19 protein-coding genes are annotated in these 17,419 nt (G+C 69.3%); 4 read left to right on the top strand and 15 right to left on the bottom strand.

What is annotated here, in order from left to right; translation table 11 throughout:
• Positions 1-6 precede the first annotated feature (6 nt).
• Together mqnE and ACIPWY_RS37120 are read right to left on the bottom strand one after the other, a co-directional pair.
• Positions 7-1,170 carry an aminofutalosine synthase MqnE gene (mqnE, locus tag ACIPWY_RS37125; RefSeq protein ID WP_362908570.1) on the bottom strand — a complete coding sequence of 388 codons (1,164 nt, stop codon included), beginning with the start codon at positions 1,168-1,170 and terminating at the stop codon, positions 7-9.
• An 89-nt stretch (positions 1,171-1,259) separates the two neighbouring features.
• Positions 1,260-1,715, bottom strand: coding sequence for an Lrp/AsnC family transcriptional regulator (locus ACIPWY_RS37120; protein ID WP_329571395.1), 456 nt, complete (start codon positions 1,713-1,715; stop codon positions 1,260-1,262).
• A gap of 173 nt (positions 1,716-1,888) precedes the next feature.
• On the opposite strand from ACIPWY_RS37120, the gene ACIPWY_RS37115 reads away from it, so the two are divergent.
• Positions 1,889-2,023: a hypothetical protein gene (locus tag ACIPWY_RS37115; RefSeq protein WP_362908623.1), complete on the top strand. Its 135-nt coding sequence runs from the start codon at positions 1,889-1,891 to the stop codon at positions 2,021-2,023.
• Here ACIPWY_RS37115 and ACIPWY_RS37110 read toward each other — a convergent pair.
• From ACIPWY_RS37110 to ACIPWY_RS37100, 3 genes are read right to left on the bottom strand one after another with little or no spacing between them, the layout of a single operon-like run.
• On the bottom strand, positions 2,020-2,700 hold the full coding sequence (locus tag ACIPWY_RS37110; RefSeq protein ID WP_362908569.1) for a UbiX family flavin prenyltransferase: 681 nt from the start codon (positions 2,698-2,700) through the stop codon (positions 2,020-2,022). The two genes, ACIPWY_RS37115 and ACIPWY_RS37110, sit on opposite strands and share 4 nt — an antisense overlap.
• Before the next feature lie 31 nt (positions 2,701-2,731).
• Positions 2,732-3,634: a menaquinone biosynthesis prenyltransferase MqnP gene (gene mqnP, locus ACIPWY_RS37105; RefSeq protein ID WP_362908568.1), complete on the bottom strand. Its 903-nt coding sequence runs from the start codon at positions 3,632-3,634 to the stop codon at positions 2,732-2,734.
• The gene (locus ACIPWY_RS37100) at positions 3,631-5,082 is read right to left on the bottom strand and encodes a menaquinone biosynthesis decarboxylase (RefSeq protein ID WP_401536758.1); all 1,452 of its coding nucleotides are present in this window, start codon (positions 5,080-5,082) and stop codon (positions 3,631-3,633) included. Before ACIPWY_RS37100 ends, mqnP begins: the two co-directional genes overlap by 4 nt.
• 89 nt (positions 5,083-5,171) lie before the next feature.
• Here ACIPWY_RS37100 and ACIPWY_RS37095 point away from each other — a divergent pair, with 89 nt between their 5' ends.
• The 3 genes from ACIPWY_RS37095 to ACIPWY_RS37085 all read left to right on the top strand — a co-directional run bounded on the left by ACIPWY_RS37095 (position 5,172) and on the right by ACIPWY_RS37085 (position 7,108).
• A complete protein-coding gene (locus ACIPWY_RS37095; protein WP_401536756.1) occupies positions 5,172-5,582 on the top strand; it encodes a PLD nuclease N-terminal domain-containing protein in 411 nt (136 codons plus the stop codon).
• Positions 5,579-6,037, top strand: a complete 459-nt coding sequence (locus tag ACIPWY_RS37090; protein WP_362908565.1) for a nucleoside deaminase — start codon at positions 5,579-5,581, stop codon at positions 6,035-6,037. The genes ACIPWY_RS37095 and ACIPWY_RS37090 overlap by 4 nt, the downstream gene beginning before the upstream one ends.
• Before the next feature lie 87 nt (positions 6,038-6,124).
• Positions 6,125-7,108, top strand: a complete 984-nt coding sequence (locus tag ACIPWY_RS37085) for an isopenicillin N synthase family dioxygenase (protein WP_401536754.1) — start codon at positions 6,125-6,127, stop codon at positions 7,106-7,108.
• A gap of 93 nt (positions 7,109-7,201) precedes the next feature.
• Here ACIPWY_RS37085 and ACIPWY_RS37080 read toward each other — a convergent pair whose 3' ends face one another.
• The 10 genes from ACIPWY_RS37080 to hemL all read right to left on the bottom strand — a co-directional run bounded on the left by ACIPWY_RS37080 (position 7,202) and on the right by hemL (position 17,291).
• On the bottom strand, positions 7,202-7,750 hold the full coding sequence (locus ACIPWY_RS37080; protein ID WP_362908563.1) for an SRPBCC domain-containing protein: 549 nt from the start codon (positions 7,748-7,750) through the stop codon (positions 7,202-7,204).
• Positions 7,751-7,848: 98 nt separating this feature from the next.
• The gene (locus tag ACIPWY_RS37075; RefSeq protein WP_362908562.1) at positions 7,849-8,778 is read right to left on the bottom strand and encodes a CU044_5270 family protein; all 930 of its coding nucleotides are present in this window, start codon (positions 8,776-8,778) and stop codon (positions 7,849-7,851) included.
• Positions 8,775-9,356, bottom strand: coding sequence for an RNA polymerase sigma factor (locus ACIPWY_RS37070; protein WP_362908561.1), 582 nt, complete (start codon positions 9,354-9,356; stop codon positions 8,775-8,777). Before ACIPWY_RS37070 ends, ACIPWY_RS37075 begins: the two co-directional genes overlap by 4 nt.
• Before the next feature lie 125 nt (positions 9,357-9,481).
• The gene (ccsB, locus tag ACIPWY_RS37065; protein ID WP_362908560.1) at positions 9,482-10,573 is read right to left on the bottom strand and encodes a c-type cytochrome biogenesis protein CcsB; all 1,092 of its coding nucleotides are present in this window, start codon (positions 10,571-10,573) and stop codon (positions 9,482-9,484) included.
• The gene (locus ACIPWY_RS37060; RefSeq protein WP_362908559.1) at positions 10,570-12,270 is read right to left on the bottom strand and encodes a cytochrome c biogenesis protein ResB; all 1,701 of its coding nucleotides are present in this window, start codon (positions 12,268-12,270) and stop codon (positions 10,570-10,572) included. Before ACIPWY_RS37060 ends, ccsB begins: the two co-directional genes overlap by 4 nt.
• Positions 12,271-12,273: 3 nt before the next feature.
• Complete coding sequence (locus ACIPWY_RS37055; RefSeq protein ID WP_362908558.1) at positions 12,274-13,050, bottom strand: cytochrome c biogenesis protein CcdA; 777 nt, start codon at positions 13,048-13,050, stop codon at positions 12,274-12,276.
• Between the two features lie 6 nt (positions 13,051-13,056).
• Complete coding sequence (locus tag ACIPWY_RS37050; RefSeq protein ID WP_362908557.1) at positions 13,057-13,677, bottom strand: TlpA disulfide reductase family protein; 621 nt, start codon at positions 13,675-13,677, stop codon at positions 13,057-13,059.
• A gap of 99 nt (positions 13,678-13,776) precedes the next feature.
• A complete protein-coding gene (locus ACIPWY_RS37045) occupies positions 13,777-15,021 on the bottom strand; it encodes a hypothetical protein (protein ID WP_401536750.1) in 1,245 nt (414 codons plus the stop codon).
• A 213-nt stretch (positions 15,022-15,234) separates the two neighbouring features.
• Positions 15,235-15,930: a histidine phosphatase family protein gene (locus ACIPWY_RS37040; RefSeq protein ID WP_362908555.1), complete on the bottom strand. Its 696-nt coding sequence runs from the start codon at positions 15,928-15,930 to the stop codon at positions 15,235-15,237.
• Entirely contained in the window at positions 15,927-17,291 is a 1,365-nt protein-coding gene (gene hemL / locus ACIPWY_RS37035) for a glutamate-1-semialdehyde 2,1-aminomutase (RefSeq protein ID WP_401536748.1), read from the bottom strand. Before hemL ends, ACIPWY_RS37040 begins: the two co-directional genes overlap by 4 nt.
• Positions 17,292-17,419 lie beyond the last annotated feature (128 nt).

The following is a 17,419-nucleotide window of genomic DNA, read 5'->3' as shown; positions in this document are numbered from 1 at the left end:
AAGGCGTCAGACCCGCATCGCCTGCGGCGTGTCACGGCGCGCCAGGTCCGGGCCGTCGTACTCGCGGATGATCTCGTAGCGGGTGTTCCGCTCGACGGGGCGGAAGCCGGCGTCGCGGATCAGGTCGAGCAGATCGTCGCGGGTCAGCTTGTTCGGCGTCCCGTAGTTGTCCGCGTCGTGCGTGATCTTGTACTCGACGACCGAGCCGTCCATGTCGTCGGCGCCGTGCTGGAGCGCGAGCTGGGTGGTCTGCACGCCGTGCATGACCCAGAAGCACTTCACGTGCGGCACGTTGTCGAACAGGAGCCGGGAGACCGCGAAGGTCTTGAGCGCCTCGGCGCCGGTCGCCATGGTCGTACGCGCCTGGAGGCGGTTGCGGACCTTGCCGTCCTTCATGTCGACGAAGTCGTGCTGGTAGCGCAGCGGGATGAAGACCTGGAAACCGCCGGTCTCGTCCTGCAGTTCACGCAGGCGCAGCACGTGGTCGACGCGGTGGCGGGGCTCCTCGATGTGCCCGTACAGCATCGTGGACGGGGTCTTGAGACCCTTCTCGTGCGCCAGACGGTGGATCCGCGACCAGTCCTCCCAGTGGGTGGCGTGGTCGACGATGTGCTGACGGACCTCCCAGTCGAAGATCTCCGCGCCGCCACCGGTCAGCGACTCCAGACCGGCCTCGATCAGCTCGTCGAGGATCTCGGAGGCGGAGAGCCCGGAGATCGTCTCGAAGTGGTGGATCTCCGTCGCCGTGAACGCCTTCAGCGCGACGTCCGGCAGCGCCTCCTTGAGGGCCTTCAGGGAGCGCGGGTAGTAACGCCAGGGCAGCGTCGGGTGCAGGCCGTTGACGATGTGCAGCTCGGTGAGGTTCTCGTTCTCCATCGCCTTGGCGAGGCGGACGGCCTCCTCGATGCGCATCGTGTACGCGTCCTTCTCGCCCGGCTTGCGCTGGAACGAGCAGTACGCGCACGAGGCGGTGCACACGTTCGTCATGTTGAGGTGGCGGTTGACGTTGAAGTGGACGACGTCGCCGTTCTTGCGCGTGCGCACCTCGTGGGCGAGCCCGCCCAGCCAGGCCAGGTCGTCCGACTCGTACAGCGCGATGCCGTCCTCACGGGACAGCCGCTCGCCGTCCCGCACCTTCTGCTCCAGCTCGCGCTTGAGCCCTACGTCCATTGCCATTGCTCCTCACCAAAGACTGCGGCCAACCGTACTCCCCCGCCCTCCGGGCGGGAGGGGCCCCCATCAGGCACTCTGTGCCCGCCCTACTCCTCCTCGGGCAGCTCCCCCACCCGGTTCTCCCACTTGGTGGACAGCACGATCGTGGTGCGCGTGCGCGACACGCCCTTCGTGCCGCTGAGCCGGCGGATGGTGCGCTCCAGGCCGTCCACGTCGCCCACCCGCACCTTGAGCATGTACGAGTCGTCGCCCGCGATGAACCAGCAGTCCTCGATCTCGTGCAGGTCCTTGAGCCGGCGCGCCACGTCCTCGTGGTCGGCGGCGTCGGAGAGCGAGATGCCGATCAGCGCGGTGACGCCGAGGCCCAGCGAGGGCGAGTCGACCGTCGCGCGGTAGCCGGTGATGACGCCGGCCGCCTCGAGGCGGTTGATGCGGTCGGTGACGCTGGGCCCGGACAGGCCTACGAGGCGTCCCAGCTCGGCATACGAGGCGCGGCCGTTCTCGCGCAGGGCCTGAATGAGCTGCCTGTCCACGGCGTCCATGGGTCCATGCCTTTCATTATTCTGCGTTGGCGCAAGTTTACGTGTAGAATCTAAGGCGCGCAGGGCATTGACCCTGTGAATCTTTCAGCCGAAACCTGGTTTCACCTTCGGCTGCCCTTCCAAGCGATCTTCGACTACCCGATCAAAGACGATCATTCAGGAGTGTTGTCACCGTGTACACGATCGAGATGGCCTACGCCCGTATGCGCGAGCTGCAGGACCAGGCCAACCGCTCGCGTGCCCATCAGTCCGCCGTCGAGGCGCGTACCGCTGAGAAGAAGCGGGCCGCGCACGCCAAGAAGCGCTAACGGTCCCGAGAGCCGCCCCCGAGCTCTCCCTCCCACCGGCGGTAGAGCCGATGCGGCACCCCTGCCGCGTCGAGCGCCCGCCCGGCGACGAAGTCCACCAGATCCTGGATGTGCGTCGCCCCCGCGTAGAACGCCGGAGAGGCGGGCAGCACCACTGCGCCCGCCTCGTCCAGCGCCACCAGATGCTTCAGCGTCTGTCCGTTCAGCGGCGTCTCGCGCACCGCGACGACCAGCCTGCGCCCTTCCTTGAGCGTCACGCTCGCCGCGCGCTGGAGCAGATCCTTCGACAGGCCGAGCGCCACGCCCGCCACGCACGCCGTGGACGCGGGCACGATGATCATGCCCTTCGCCGGATACGACCCGGACGACGGTCCCGCCGCCAGATCCCCGGCGGACCAGTACCGGACCAGGTCGAGCCGGTCGCCCGGCGCGAACGTGTCCGGCTTCCCGTCCGCCCCGCGCGCCAGCCACTCCCCCAGGTCCTCGCGCCAGTGCGCGTCCCGGAAGGCGATGCCCGTCTCGTCGAGCAGCGTCAGCCGCGAGGCCCGCGAGACGACGAGGTCCACACTTTCCCCCGCGTCGAGCAGCGCGCGCAGAACCGCGGCGGCATACGGGGTCCCCGACGCGCCGGACACCCCCACGATCCAAGGCCGGCGCCCAATTTCTCCTGCGGTCATGCCGCCGAGCCTATCCGGCACCCGGCCGCGGTCAGACAGTCAGGCCGCGCACGAGGAGGTCGAGCAGCGCACACGCGAACAGGGCGATCCCGATGAAGCCGTTGACCTGGAAGAAGGCCCGGTTGAGCCGGGACAGGTCGCGCGGCCGCACGATCGTGTGCTCGTAGAGGAAGGCGCCCGCGACGATGACGAGGCCGAGCCAGAAGAAGGCGCCCGCGTCCGTGGCGAGCGCGTACCAGACGAACAGCGCCGTGGTGAGCGCGTGGCAGCCGCGCGCTCCCCAGATCGCCGCCGGGATCCCGAAGCGGGCCGGCACCGACATCACGCCGACCTCGCGGTCCGTCTCGACGTCCTGACAGGCGTAGATGAGGTCGAAGCCGCCGATCCAGATGCCGACCGCGAGCCCGAGGATCACCGCGTCCCACGACCACTCGCCGGTGATCGCCAGCCAGCCGCCGACCGGCCCCATCGCCTGGGCGAGACCCAGGATGGCCTGCGGGAAGTTCGTGAACCGCTTGCCGTAGGGATAGACGACCATCGGGATCACCGCGATGGGCGCGAGCGCCAGGCACAGCGGGTTGAGCAGGGCGGCCGCGCCGAGGAAGACGACGAGCGCGATGAGCGCGCCGGTCCAGGCGGACTTCACGGACATCGCGCCCGTGACGAGTTCGCGGTGCGCGGTCCTCGGGTTACGGGCGTCGATCTCACGGTCGATGATCCGGTTCACGGCCATCGCGAACGTGCGCAGGCCGACCATGGCGACCGTCACGAGCAGCAGCCGCCCCCAGTGGATGTTCCGGTCCATCTGGAACATCGCGGTGAGCGCCGCGATGTACGCGAACGGCAGCGCGAACACCGAGTGCTCGATCATGACGAGCCGCAGGAACGCCTTGGTGCGGCCCGGCTGCGGGATCGCGGCGGAAGCGCTGGTCACAGGCCGTACTCCTTCCAGCGGCGGTCGACCGTCGCCGCCGTCTGCGGGTCGGACAGCACCATCTCGGGCCAGCCGCCGTCTCGCGTGTAGCCCTCCTCGGGCCACTTCCTCGTCGCGTCGATGCCCGCCTTGCCGCCCCAGAACTGCTGGTACGACGCGTGGTCGAGGTGGTCGACGGGCCCCTCGGCGACCGTCAGGTCACGGGCGTAGTCCGTGTTCCCGAGCGCCCGCCACGCGACCTCGTGCAGATCGTGCACGTCGCAGTCCGAGTCGACGACCACGATCAGCTTGGTCAGCGACATCATGTGGGCGCCCCACACGGCGTGCATCACCTTCTGCGCGTGTTTGGGGTACTTCTTGTCGATCGAGACGATCGCGCAGTTGTGGAAGCCGCCCGACTCGGGCAGGTGGTAGTCCACGATGTCCGGCACGATGATCTTGAGCAGCGGCAGGAAGAAGCGCTCCGTGGCACGGCCGAGGGGGCCGTCCTCCGTCGGCGGGCGCCCCACCACGATCGACTGGAGCAGCGGGCGCTTGCGCATCGTCACGCAGTCGATCGTCAGCGCGGGGAAGGGTTCCTGCGGCGTGTAGAAACCGGTGTGATCGCCGAACGGGCCCTCGGGAAGCATCTCCCCGGGCTCCAGCCACCCCTCCAGGACGACCTCGGCGTTCGCCGGCACCTGGAGCGGCACCGTCTTGCAGTCGACCATCTCGATCCGCTTGCCCTGGATGAACCCGGCGAAGAGGTACTCGTCGATGTCCCCGGGCAGCGGCGCCGTCGACGCGTACGTCACAGCCGGCGGGCAGCCGAACGCGATCGCGACCGGCAGCTTCTCGCCCTTCCTGGCGGCCACCTGGTAGTGGTTGCGGCTGTCCTTGTGGATCTGCCAGTGCATGCCGATGGTGCGCCGGTCGTGGCGCTGGAGCCGGTAGAGCCCGAGGTTGCGGATGCCGCTCTCGGGGTCCTTGGTGTGGGTCAGGCCGAGGTTGAAGAAGGAACCGCCGTCCTCGGGCCAGGTGAACAGGGCCGGGAGCTGGTCCAGGTCCACGTCGTCGCCCCGCAGGACGACCTCCTGCACCGGCGCGTCCTTCACCTTCTTCGGCGGCACGTGCACCATCGAGCCGAGCTTGCCGAATGCCTCGCGCACGCCCACGAAGCCGTGCGGCAGCTCGGGGCGCAGCAGGCCGCCGATCTTGTCGCTGATCTCCTGGTAGGACTTCAGGCCGAGCGCCTTCAGCAGGCGCCGGTCGGTCCCGTACACATTCATCGCGAGCGGCATCGAGGAGCCGCGCACGTTCTCGAAGAGGAGAGCGGGGCCGCCGGACTTCTGCACCCGGTCGACGATCTCACCGACCTCCAGATAGGGGTCGACCTCGGCCTTGATGCGCTTGAGGTCGCCCTCGCGCTCCAGCGCCCGCAGGAGGGAGCGAAGATCGTCGTAAGCCATGCGTCCCAGTATCGAGCACCCGCTACCCTGACCCGGTCACCGGGGGGCCTGCGTCGCTCCCATGCCGCTCCTTGGGGGATCGCGACACCATGCTCCGCTACTTGCCGTTCCTGCTGGTCCTGGCGTTGTGGATCTACGCCTTCATCGACTGCCTGAACACTCCGGAGGAGGAGGTCAGGGGCCTGCCGAAGGTCGTGTGGGTCATCATCATCCTGCTCTTCGGCGAAGTGCTCGTCGGCCCGATCGCCTGGCTCGTCGCGGGCAGGAACCGGCACGCGCCCGCGAACGGCTCGACACCGTCCCAGTGGCACCGCAACCACCGCACCACGTTCGTCGCGCCCGACGACAACCCCGAGTTCCTGCACTCCCTGCGCGAGGAGGCTACGTCTTCCGAAGAAGTGAAGGACGAGTCGCTCCTCAAGGACTGGGAGGCCGATCTGCGCCGCCGCGAGGAGGACCTCAAGAAGCGCGAGCGCGAGCAGGGCGGGGAGCCGGCATGAGCGCCTTCGACCCCGAACTCGCCCGGACCTGGCTGGCCACGGCCGTCGAGGAGGCGCGGGCGGGGCTCGCCGAGGGCGGCATCCCGATCGGCGCGGCCCTCTACTCGGCGGACGGAAAGGTCCTCGGGCGCGGGCACAACCGCCGTGTGCAGGACGGGGATCCGTCCGTGCACGGCGAGACCGACGCCTTCCGCAACGCCGGCCGGCAGCGCTCGTACCAGGGCACGACGATGGTGACGACGCTCTCGCCGTGCTGGTACTGCTCCGGCCTGGTGCGGCAGTTCGGGATCTCGCGGGTCGTCGTCGGCGAGGCGCAGACGTTCCACGGAGGGCACGACTGGCTCGCCGAACACGGCGTGGAGATCGTGGTGCTCGACGACCCCGAGTGCGTCGCCATGATGGAGGAGTTCATCGCGGCCCGCCCCGAGCTGTGGAACGAGGACATCGGCGAATAGCGCGGACATCGCGAACAGCACGAACAGCACTGATCCGGCCGGTCGGGCGTCGTTGCCCAGGTACCGCGCCGCGGCCACAGTGAGGTCATGACGGAACCCGCTGTGCGACAGCCCCGTATCCCCACCATCGATCTGCGGCCCTGGCTCTCCGGCGGCCCCGCCGCGCGCGCCGAGATCGCCCGTACCGTCGACGAGGCGCTACGGACCGCCGGATTCCTGCTGGTCACCGGGCACGGCGTGGACCCGGGCCTGCGCACCCGGATCCGGGAGGCGGCGCGCGCCTTCTTCCGGCTGCCGCCCGCGGTGAAGGAGCCGTACGCAGTGAAGGTGGGCGGGCGGGGCTGGCTGGGCCCCGGCGCCGAGGCGAACGGCTACGCGGAGGGCACCGAGACCCCGCCCGACCTCAAGGAGTCCCTGTCGTACGCCTCCGAACTGCCCACCGGGGACGCGGAGATCGACGCGGAGTGGTTCCTGCCCAACACCTGGCCCGCCGAGGCGCCCGAACTGCGCGCGCCCGTCGAGACGTACCTCGGACAGATGCGGGAACTGTCCGACCTGCTGCTCGAACTCCTCGCGGTCGCGCTCGACGAGGAGCCGGACTTCTTCACCCGGCACACCACGCACCCCACTTGGGGCTTCAACATCAACTGGTACCCGGGCACGGAGGTCGTGGGCGAGCCCGAGGCCGGCCAGTTCCGCATCGGCCCGCACACCGACTTCGGGACGGTCACGGTCCTGGACCGGCAGGCCGGCAAGGGCGGACTCCAGGTCTACACCGAAGAAGGCGGCTGGGAGGACGCGCCGTTCGACCCGGACGCGTTCACCATCAACATCGGTGACCTGATGGCGCGTTGGACCGGAGACCGCTGGCGCTCCGGCCGCCACCGCGTACTGCCGCCCCCGGCCGACCTGCCCGCCGAGGAGCTGATGTCGCTCGTCTACTTCTACGAGTGCGACCCGCGCACGAGCATCGAGTCCGTGCCCGCGCCGAAGGGCCGGGTCGCGTACGAGCCGGTCGACTCGCACACGTATCTGCGGGCGAAGCTGGACGCGATCACGGTGGAGCCTTGATCGCTGAAGGGCTCCTGCGATTCCTGCGGTTCTTGCGGGTTCCTGTGGTTCCTGCGGTTCCTGCGGTTCCTGCGGGTTTCTGCGGGTTCCTGCTCACTGCGGAGCCTTGAGGTAGCCGTCCCGGAGCTGCTGCCAGCGGGCCGGGGTCCAGGCCGCCCAGCCCTCGTCGTCCGTCGGGCGCCCGTCGAGCGCGGCGGCCAGGTGCTCGAAGTGGTCGTGCCAGGCGGCCAGGTGGTCCAGGCGCGCCGCGTCGTCGCCGTCGAACTCGCCGGTGAACCGCAGGGTCGTCGCGTCGGGGGCCGTCGGCTCCAGGTGGAAACGCATGCGGCCGGGCGGGCCTTCGAGCGTGTACTCGGCGACGCGCTCGCCGTCCCACGCGGTGACGTGGCCCTGGTGGGCGCGCCCGTCGTTGAGCCACCGCAGCGTGACCGCGCCGCCGAGCCGTGGTTCGAGCACATCGGCGGCGGCCAGCCACCCCGGCAGCCCCACCGGGGTGGCCACCGCCGCCCACACCTCTTCCACCGGGTGGGGAAGAGGGATCGTGAAGTGCAGGGTGTGGGTGTGACCCTCGGTCCGGCTCGTGCCGGGCGCGACGGGCGTGGCGGATGCCACGGGCTCGGTGGGGTGGCTGGATTCGGTCATACCTCCAGGCTGGCGCGCCCGCACGTTTCGCGCACCTGTACGGACGGGGACCCGCTGCCCCTGTGCCCCGCGGCCAGGCATGATCCAGCCGAAAGGCCCTAGGGCCGCCGCCCCGGCTTGTCCACGACGGCCCGGTTCACGACCGCCGTGTTACTCGTGACCTGGCCCTTCTTCACCCCGCCCGACCAGGCTTCGGTGGCGACCGTGCGCTCGCCCAGGAACTCGTGCGTCTTCACATCGAAGATCCACTCGTCGCGGCTCGGGTTGTCCGGGTCCTTGCGGGCCACGGCGATCCCGGGCCGGCCCGAGGCGTCCTTCACTCCCTTCACCACGGTCACGCCGGGGATCCTGGCGGCGGCCCGGTAGAGCGCGGCGCCGACCTCCGGCGGCATGAGCGCGTCCCTGATCAGATCGCCGACCAGCACGAACATGGCCTGGTCGGTCTGCTGGCCGCTCTGCCCCGGGGCCGTCCTGCGCAGCCAGCGCAGCATCGCGTCGGGGTCGGTGGGCAAGGTGGACAGGTGCCGGTAGCTGGTGGACGTGTCGTATCCGGGCTTGCCCGGGTCCGGCTCGACCTCGGTCGGCCACTGGCCGCGCCCCTTCTCGCGTACGAGTCCCTTGCGGGATCCGTCCACTGACTGCCAGGTCTCCTGCCGGTGCAGCGGCGGGATCTTCGTCTTCATGCCCTCGCCACTCTGTGAGTACGACACGAGGCTGTCGACGTAGACGAACTGGTCGTCGCGGATGCGGCCGGGCGTATCGGAGTGCTCGGCGGCCAGCGCGACGTCCTCCAGAAGCGCCACGGCCTCCTTCGTGGGCGGCGGGGCGTCCGCGCCGTCCGACGGCAGGGCGACGAAGGTGACGGCAGCCGCGGTCGCCACGGCGACGGCGGCGAACGTGGGGCGCAGCCACTTCCGGCGCGGCGGTGCCTGGGCGGGTGCTTCGGTCTCCCGGATCTCGGTCATCAGATGCTCCTTGAGGAGTCGGTGCCGGCCCGGCGGAAGGTCCTTCTCAGGAAGCGTGTTCATCGGTTCCCCTCCTGTATGGGCCCGGCCACGGGAGCGTGGCCGCCTTTCATCTGTCCGTCGGGGTGCGGGAGTTCCATGGCGCGGGCGAGTTTCCTGCGGGCTCTGAAGAGCCGGGAACGGACCGTGCCGACGGGGACGCCGAGCGCCCTGGCGGCGGACGGGTAGTCGAGGCCCGACCAGACGCACAGGGCGAGTACCTCGCGTTCGGGGCGCCGCAGCGTGGCCAGCGCGGTGTGGACGAGGGCTATGCGGGCCTGGTCGTCGATGCGGCCCGCGACATCGTCGGCGAAGTCGGCCTCGGCCTCCGCGCGCGGCAGGCGGGAGACGGCGGCGGCGTGTCTGCGGGTGGCGCGGCGCAGGTTGCGCGTGACGTTCGTGGCGACGCCGAGCAGCCAGGGCCGCAGCGAGCCGCCCTCGGGCTCGACCCTGTCGCGCAGCCGCCACGCTTCGAGGAAGGTCAGCGAGACGACTTCCTCGGCGGTCGACCAGTCGCCGGTCAGGCTGTAAGCGTGGTTGTAGACGGACCGGGCGTAGGCGTCGAAGAGTTCGCCGAACGCGTCGGCGTCACCGTCCCTCACCCGGGTTCTGCGTGCTTGATGTGCCCCCTGATTCTTCTTCACGACCCCCCATCTGTCCGTACGACGACGGCCGGTTCCCGTGACTCACGTCACATGGGAACCGGCCGTTGTCGGCTGTCGCGGTGTCAGACGCCGGCGTAGGAGTGCTTGCCGGTGACGAAGATATTGACGCCGTAGTAGTTGAACAGCCAGCAGGCGAAGGCGATGAGGGCCAGGTAGGCGGCCTTGCGGCCCTTCCATCCGGCGGTCGCGCGGGCGTGCAGGTAGCAGGCGTACGCGACCCAGGTGATGAACGACCAGGTCTCCTTGGGGTCCCAGCCCCAGTAGCGGCCCCACGCGTCGCCGGCCCAGATCGCGCCCGCGATGATCGTGAACGTCCACAGCGGGAAGACGGCCGCGTTCACGCGGTAGGAGAACTTGTCGAGCGAGGCCGCGGCGGGCAGGCGCTCCATGACGGAGGTCGCGAACTTTCCGGGCTTGCCGCCGTTCGCCAGCTTGTTCTCGTACGAGTCGCGGAACAGGTAGAGCAGCGTGCTGACCGCGCCCACGTAGAACACCGCACCGCAGAAGATCGCCGTGGAGACGTGGATGTACAGCCAGTACGAGTGGAGGGCGGGAACCAACTGGTCGCTGGCGGTGTACAAGACAGTGACAGCGAGGCCGAGATCGAGGAGGACCGTGGTGACCAGCGGGAGGCCGAGCCAGCCGATGTTCTTCTTCGCCACCAGCAGGCCGAGGTACACGGCGACGGCGACGGTGGAGAAGGTGATGTTGAACTCGTACATGTTGCCCCACGGCGCGCGCTGCACGGAGAGCGCGCGGGTGAGAACACCACTCGCCTCGACGAGGAACGCGAGCACGGTGAGGGACACCGCGATACGGCCGTAGAGGTCGCCCTGCTCGTCGCCGCCGGAGGCGCCGGGGCCGTCCGGCACATCACGGGTGCCGGAGACGGCGCGGGTCACGACGCTGGGCCGCTCCAGGACGGCGGTGCCGCCGTTCTTCTCCTTGACCTGCACCTTCACGGAGCCGGCCGCGGCCTGCGCGGGGGCCTTCTGCGTCAGCGCGGCGGCGGTGCGGCCGACCTTGCTGCGGCTGCCGAAGACCCACTCGGCCATGTGCGCGAAGAAGGCCAGGAGGTACACGGCCATCGACGAGTAGATCAGCACATTGCTGATGTGCGCGAGATTCTCGTTGGTTGCGGCGGCGAGATTCACTTCTCAGCCCCTTCGGCAGGAACAGCAGGTTGGGGATCGGCGGCGCTGGGCGCCTGTTCGTGGAGGTGTGCGGCCAGGTCGCCGAGTTCTTCGGCCACCTTCGTGGACTCGCTGCGCCCGAGGCCGCCCATCTCGACGACGGTCACTCCGTCGGCTCCGGGGGTCGCCCGCACCCACACGCGGCGGCGCTGGATGAACAGGGAGCCGGCGAGGCCCGCGATGGCGGCGAGCGCTCCGGCGAGGGCCCAGCCGTCGCCGGGCTGGTGGGTGATCTGGAAGCTCGCCCACTGCTTGATGTCCTTGTCGAACGTGATCGACCCGGCACCGTTCGGAAGCTTCATGGTCTCGCCGGGCCGCAGCCGCGTCTTGAGCAGCTCACCCTTCGAATCCGTGAACTTCTTCATCTTGGAGGTGTCCAGTTGGTACACGTTCTGCGGGATACCCGAGTCCACACCCAGGCTTCCGTGGTACGCGGACAGCGCGAGGACGGGGTAGTCGAGCGCGGGGAACTGGGAGAACATGTCGCCCTTCCCGGACCCCGCGAAGGTCGGCACGAAGAAGGCGTTGAAGCCGAGCTGTTCCCGCTTGCCGTTCTTGTCGCGGTAGCCGTCCATGATCTTGATGGCACCGGTGGAGGTGACGTTCGAGTCGATGGGCAGCAGCGCCACGGCCTGCCGGGAGACGACCTTGCCGCGGCCGTCCCGGACGGTGACGGTGGGCGCGTATCCGTGGCCGTTGAGGTAGACCTTGGTGCCGTCGATGTCGAGGGGGTCGTTGACCTGGATCGCGGTCTTCTGTTCCTTGCCGTTCGCGCCGACGCTGTAGGTGACGTTGGCGCGGTAGATGCGCGGGCTGCCCTTGTTCGGCCCGTTGCGCTCGTACGTCCCGTCGAACTTGTCCAGCTGGAAGCTGAACGGCGTGAGGTCGGTGTCGGAGTTGAAGAGGTTGCCCGACTTGAAGTCGTCGTACATCGGCAGGGCGTTGGAGAAGCCTCCGTCGCCCTCGACCATCAGCTTGCCGCCCTCGGACTTGAAGAGCTGGCCCCAGGCGAAGGCGATCAGCATCACGATCAGCGCGATGTGGAAGATCAGGTTGCCGGCCTCGCGCAGGTAGCCCTTCTCGGAGGCGACGGCGTCACCGGCGATGTGGGCGCGGAAGCGGCGCTTGCGCAGGATTTCGAGGGCTGCCGCGCGGACCTGCTCGGGCTCGGTGTCGGTGCGCCAGGTCGCGGAGGCGGGCAGGTGCGTGAAGCGCTTCGGGGCGCCGGGCGCGCGGCTGCGCAGCTGGCCGACGAACTGCCAGGAGCGCGGCACGATGCAGCCGATGAGGGAGATGAACAGCAGGATGTAGATCGCGGAGAACCACACCGAGCTGTAGACGTGGAACAGACCCAGCTTGTCGTAGACCGGCGCGAGCGTGGTGTGCGCGTCCTTGAACGTCTGCACCTTCATCTCGTCGATCCCGGACTGCGGGATCAGCGAGCCGGGGATCGCCCCGAGCGAGAGAAGGAAGAGCAGGATCAGCGCGACGCGCATCGAGGTGAGCTGCCGCCAGAACCAGCGGGCCCAGCCGATGACGCCCAGGCGGGGCAGGTTCGGGCTGCGGTCCTCCTGTGGTGCGGTGGACAGGTGCGAGCCGGCCGCGCCGAGCTCGTCGCCGCTCACCTCGCCGGTCTTGTCGGATTCAGTCGTGCTCATGGATCAGATTCCCACCGTGAAGCCGTTGGACCAGGTCTGCATCTGCTGGACGAGGGTGTCCCAGGCTCCTGTGAGCAGCAGCACTCCGGTAAAGATCATCATGACGCCGCCGATCCGCATCACCCAGGCGTAGTGCTTCTTGACCCAGCCGAAGGCACCGAGCGCCTTGCGGAAGGCGATGGCGGCGAGCACGAAGGGGATGCCGAGCCCAGCGCAGTACGCAACGGTCAGTATGGCCCCGCGGCCCGCGCTCGCCTCGTTGAACGAGAGGGCGGTCACGGAGGCGAGCGTCGGCCCGATGCAGGGGGTCCAGCCGATGCCGAAGAGGGCGCCGAGCACCGGGGCACCGATCAGCCCGGTCACCGGCCGCTTGTGGAAGCGGAATTCACGCTGGGTGAGCCAGGGCATCATCCCCATGAAGAAGATCCCCATGAGGACCATCAGGACACCGAGGATCTTGGTGAGGGTGCTCTGGTACTCCTGGAGCGTCGCGCCGAAGTAGCCGAAGAGGGCCCCGCCGGAGACGAAGACGGCGGTGAAGCCGAGGACGAAGAGGCCGGCTCCCGCTGCCATCCGGCCCCGCCGGGCGTCGGCCAGGTCGGTGCCGCTGACCCCCGTCACGTACGACAGATAGCCGGGGACGAGAGGCAGGACGCAGGGCGAGAAGAACGAGAGGAGGCCGCCGAGGACGGCGATCGGCAGAGCGAGCAGGAGCGCACCGCTCTCGACGGTGTGGCCCACTCCGCCTTCAGCGGCGAGAGCGGTGAGCGTGGCGTGCACCTTCGCTCACTTCTCCGCGATCACAGGGTCGACCATCTTGCGCAGATTGCCCTCGCTGAGGGCGCGCAGCGAGCGGGCGGCGATCTTGCCGTCGCGGTCGATGACGAGCGTGGACGGGATCGACTGCGGGTTGAGCGTGCCCTTCTCGAAGCGCAGCATCAGCTTGCCCGAGGGGTCGTAGAAGCTCGGGTACGGGATGTCGTGGTCCTTCTCGAACTGGAGGGCCGGTTCGGTCTGCGCATCACGCGTGTTGATGCCGATGAACTGGACGTCCTTGCCCTCGGTCTCCTTGGCGACCTTCGAGAAGTAGTTGGCCTCGGCGCGGCACGGCGGGCACCAGGAGCCCCACACGTTCAGGACGATGACCTTGCCCTTGTAGTCGGCGAGGTCGAGGGGCTTGCCCTCCAGATCCTTGCCGTCCAGCTTGGGCGCGTCATGACGGTCGCCCTTGTCGACGGTGGAGATGCCGCCGGAGTTCGTCACGAAGTTGGTGTTGTTGCCGCCGCCCGACGTTCCGCCCGAGCTGCACGCGGAGAGGGTCAGCGCAGCGACCGCGGCTCCCGCGGCGAGGAGGGCGGTACGGCGCTTGGATGCAGCGAGGGGGGAAACGCGGCAGTCGGCACTCATGTGAAAAGTTTCGCATGTCTGTTTAGGGGATCTTCCGCACCCCCCTTGCGTACGGAAAACCCCATTTCAGGAGGGGTCGTTCAGAGGTCGGCGCGGCGCTCAGGCGGCGGCTTTCAGATAGCTCTGCCAGCCACCGTCGGGGCGCACCCCGACGTCGAGCGAGCGCAGCTTGTCGAGGACCTTCGGGTCCTGGACGTCCAGCCAGTCGACGAACTGCCGGAAGGAGACGAGGCGTACGTCCTTCTTGCCGGCGATGTGCTTGAGGGCTTCCTCGACGGAGTCCATGTAGATCCCGCCGTTCCACTGCTCGAAGTGGTTGCCTATGAAAAACGGCGCCCGGTTGGTCTCGTATGCCCGCGTGAAGCCTGCTATGTACGCCTCTGCGGACTGCTTGCGCCAGCGCGGGTAGTTGTAGGCCGGCGCGTTGGTCGAGTTCACCGACTGGTTGGCCAGCATGTTGTAGTCCATCGAGAGCACCTCGAAGCTGTGCCCGGGGAACGGCACGGCCTGGAGCGGCAGATCCCACACGCCGCCCCGCTTGGAGGGCCAGCGCTGCCTTCCGCCCGGCGACGAGGCGTCGTAGCGCCAGCCGAGCTCGCGCGCCGTGGGCAGCAGATTGTCCTGGCCGAGCAGACACGGCGTGCGGCCGCCGACGAGTTCCTTCTCGTAGTCGAAGGGCAGCGAGGGCAGGTCGTGCCAGCCCGTGTTCGTACGCCACTCCTTGACGAACGACTTGGCCTGATCGATCTCGCTGCGCCACTGCGCCGGGGTCCAGTTGGCGACGGTGCCGGTGCCCGCGCAGAAGTGCCCGTTGAAGTGCGTGCCGATCTCATGGCCTTCCAGCCAGGCCTGGCGGACGTACTTCAGCGTCTCCTTGATGTGGGCGTCGGTGAGATAGCCGATGTCCGAGGCGCCGACCCCGTTGTTCGGCGGGTGGTAGAGCCGCTTCTTCGACTCCGGCAGCAGATAGAGGCCGGAGAGGAAGAACGTCATGTGCGCGCCGTGGTTCTCGGCCAGTTCGAGGAAGCGCGGGAAGAGGCCGTTGCCGACCTCACCCGCACCGTCCCAGGAGAAGATCACGAACTGCGGTGGCGTCTGGCCGGGTTCGAGGGGGACGGGCTTGCCCGGCTGGTTCGGCTGCTTGCCGGTGTACGACGTCGAGCCGTCACCGATCGGCCGGGCCGCGGGCTTGTCGGGCTTACCGGCCCCGCCGCCCTCGGGCTCCCCGCCCGGCACGGACGTCCCGCCGCCCTGCCCGTTACTGGTACCGCACCCGGCGAGCGCGGCGGCTGCCGCCGCCCCCGCTCCGAGCCCGATCAGTCCCCTTCGTGTGATGTCCGGCATTCCCTGGTCCCCATTCGTCGCGCCCCGTTCCCGTACGAGACGGGCACCCCGTTAGAGGGCGCGACGAACACTGCGGTTCCGGCAGGGAGAGCAAATTTGGGCAATGCCGACGGCTGTGTGCCGCATGCCACATCGACCGTCGACCAGCGCCTTTACGGACGCGGCCCAGGGTCTTTGCGTTCGGCCGGCCCGGCACGCTCCGGACGAGAGGCCCTACGCGCCGAACGCCTTGTCCTTCCCCTTCACGGGCTTGGCGCCCGCGAGGAGATGGGCCGGCACCAGGTCGCGCGCGGGCTCCGTGTAGCCCACGGACACGATCTTGTCGCCGCGATAGGTGAACGTCGTGAGCGAGGCGAGGGTGCACTGCCGCTTGCGCGGGTCGTGCCACAGCCGCCGCTTCTCCACGAAGCTGCGCACGATCCAGATCGGCAGCTGATGGCTGACGCACACCGCCTCGTGCCCGCGCGCCGCGTCCTTCGCCGCGTCGAGGGCGCCCATCATCCGCACGACCTGCTCGACGTACGGCTCGCCCCACGACGGCTTGAACGGGTTGACGAGGTGCTTCCAGTTCTCCGGGTTGCGCAGCGCGCCGTCGCCGACGCCGAACGTCTTGCCCTGGAAGACGTTGCCCGCCTCGATGAGCCGGTCGTCGGTCGCCAGGTCGAGCCCGTGCGCCTTCGCGATCGGCGTCGCCGTCTCCTGCGCCCGGTCGAGCGGGGAGGCCACGACATGGGTCACGTCACGCGAGGACAGGTGCTCCGCGACCCGGTCGGCCATCTGCCGGCCGAGCTCGGAGAGGTGATAGTCGGGCAGCCGCCCGTACAGGATCCCCTCCGGGTTGTGCACCTCTCCGTGCCGCATCACATGGACGACGGTGATGTCCTGGTCGGACTTGCCGGCAGTGGTCATGCTTGCGTCGCCTCCGCAGCCGCGCGTGCGGCACCGGGGAGCGCGGCGGCGATGCGCTCGACCGCCCGCTCGTCATGGGCAGTGGAGACGAACCAGGACTCGAAGGCCGACGGCGGCAGATAGACGCCCTGCGCCAGCATCGAGTGGAAGAACGCGGTGAAGCGGAAGGACTCCTGGCGCTTCGCGTCCTCGTAGTTGCGCACCTCGTCCTCCGTGAAGAACACGGAGAACATGTTGGAGGCGCTCTGCACGCGGTGCGCGACGCCCTCCTTGGTGAGCGCGGCGCTCACCAGGGTGCGCAGCTGCTCGGAGACGGCGTCGATCGTCGCGTACGCGGCGTCGTCGAGCAGCCGCAGCTGCGCGACACCGGCCGCCGTCGCGATCGGGTTCCCGGAGAGCGTGCCCGCCTGGTAGACGGGGCCGGCCGGGGCGAGGTGCCCCATGACGGCCGCACGGCCACCGAACGCGGCGGCCGGGAAGCCACCGCCCATGACCTTGCCGAACGTCATCAGGTCGGGCGCCACCCCGTCGACGCCGTACCAGCCGGCCTTCGACGTGCGGAAGCCGGTCATGACCTCGTCGGAGATGTACAGCGCGCCGTTCTCGCGGCACAGGTCCGCGAGGCCCTGGTTGAAGCCGGCGAGCGGCGGCACGACGCCCATGTTGCCCGGCGACGCCTCGGTGATGACACAGGCGACCTGGCCCTCGTTCGCGGCGAACGCGGCCCGCACGGCGTCGAGGTCGTTGTACGGGACGACGATGGTGTCGCCCGCCTGGGCACCGGTCACGCCCGGGGTGTCCGGCAGCCCGAAGGTCGCCACACCCGAACCCGCGGCGGCGAGCAGCGCGTCCACGTGCCCGTGGTAGCAGCCGGCGAACTTGATCACCTTGGCGCGCCCGGTGAATCCGCGGGCGAGCCGGATCGCGGACATGGTCGCCTCGGTGCCGCTGGACACCAGCCGCACCTGCTCGACCGGCGCGATCCGCGCGACGATCTCCTCGGCCAGGGCGACCTCGCCCTCACCCGGCGTACCGAAGGACGTGCCGCGTGCGACGGCGTCCTGGACGGCCGCGATGACCTCGGGACGGGAATGGCCGAGGATCATCGGCCCCCAGGAGCAGACGAGGTCGACGTACTCACGACCGTCGGCATCCGTGAGGTACGGACCGGTACCGGACACCATGAACCGGGGCGTACCGCCCACGGCACGGAACGCGCGTACGGGCGAGTTCACGCCGCCCGGCGTCACGAGGGCCGCGCGGTCGAAGAGACCCTGCGAGACCGGTGCTTCATAGGGGTACGGTGCGGTCGCGCCCGACGGCGGCGCCGCGGACCCGGGGATGTTGTTCGCCTCTGCCATGCCTCTCAGCGTACGGGCAGCCTCTCCGGAGCCCGGCTCATCCCCTGCTTCTCTGGCCACGGCGGGAACCGACTACCTAAACTCCCAGGGGATGGGCCGCTCGCGGACAGTTCACGCTGCACGCCGGC

Origin of the sequence: Streptomyces sp. NPDC090032 (assembly GCF_044748025.1) — a bacterium.
Classification (GTDB): domain Bacteria; phylum Actinomycetota; class Actinomycetes; order Streptomycetales; family Streptomycetaceae; genus Streptomyces.
Note: the sequence above shows the minus strand (reverse complement) of the source record. Positions and strands in the feature narration are given on the sequence as shown.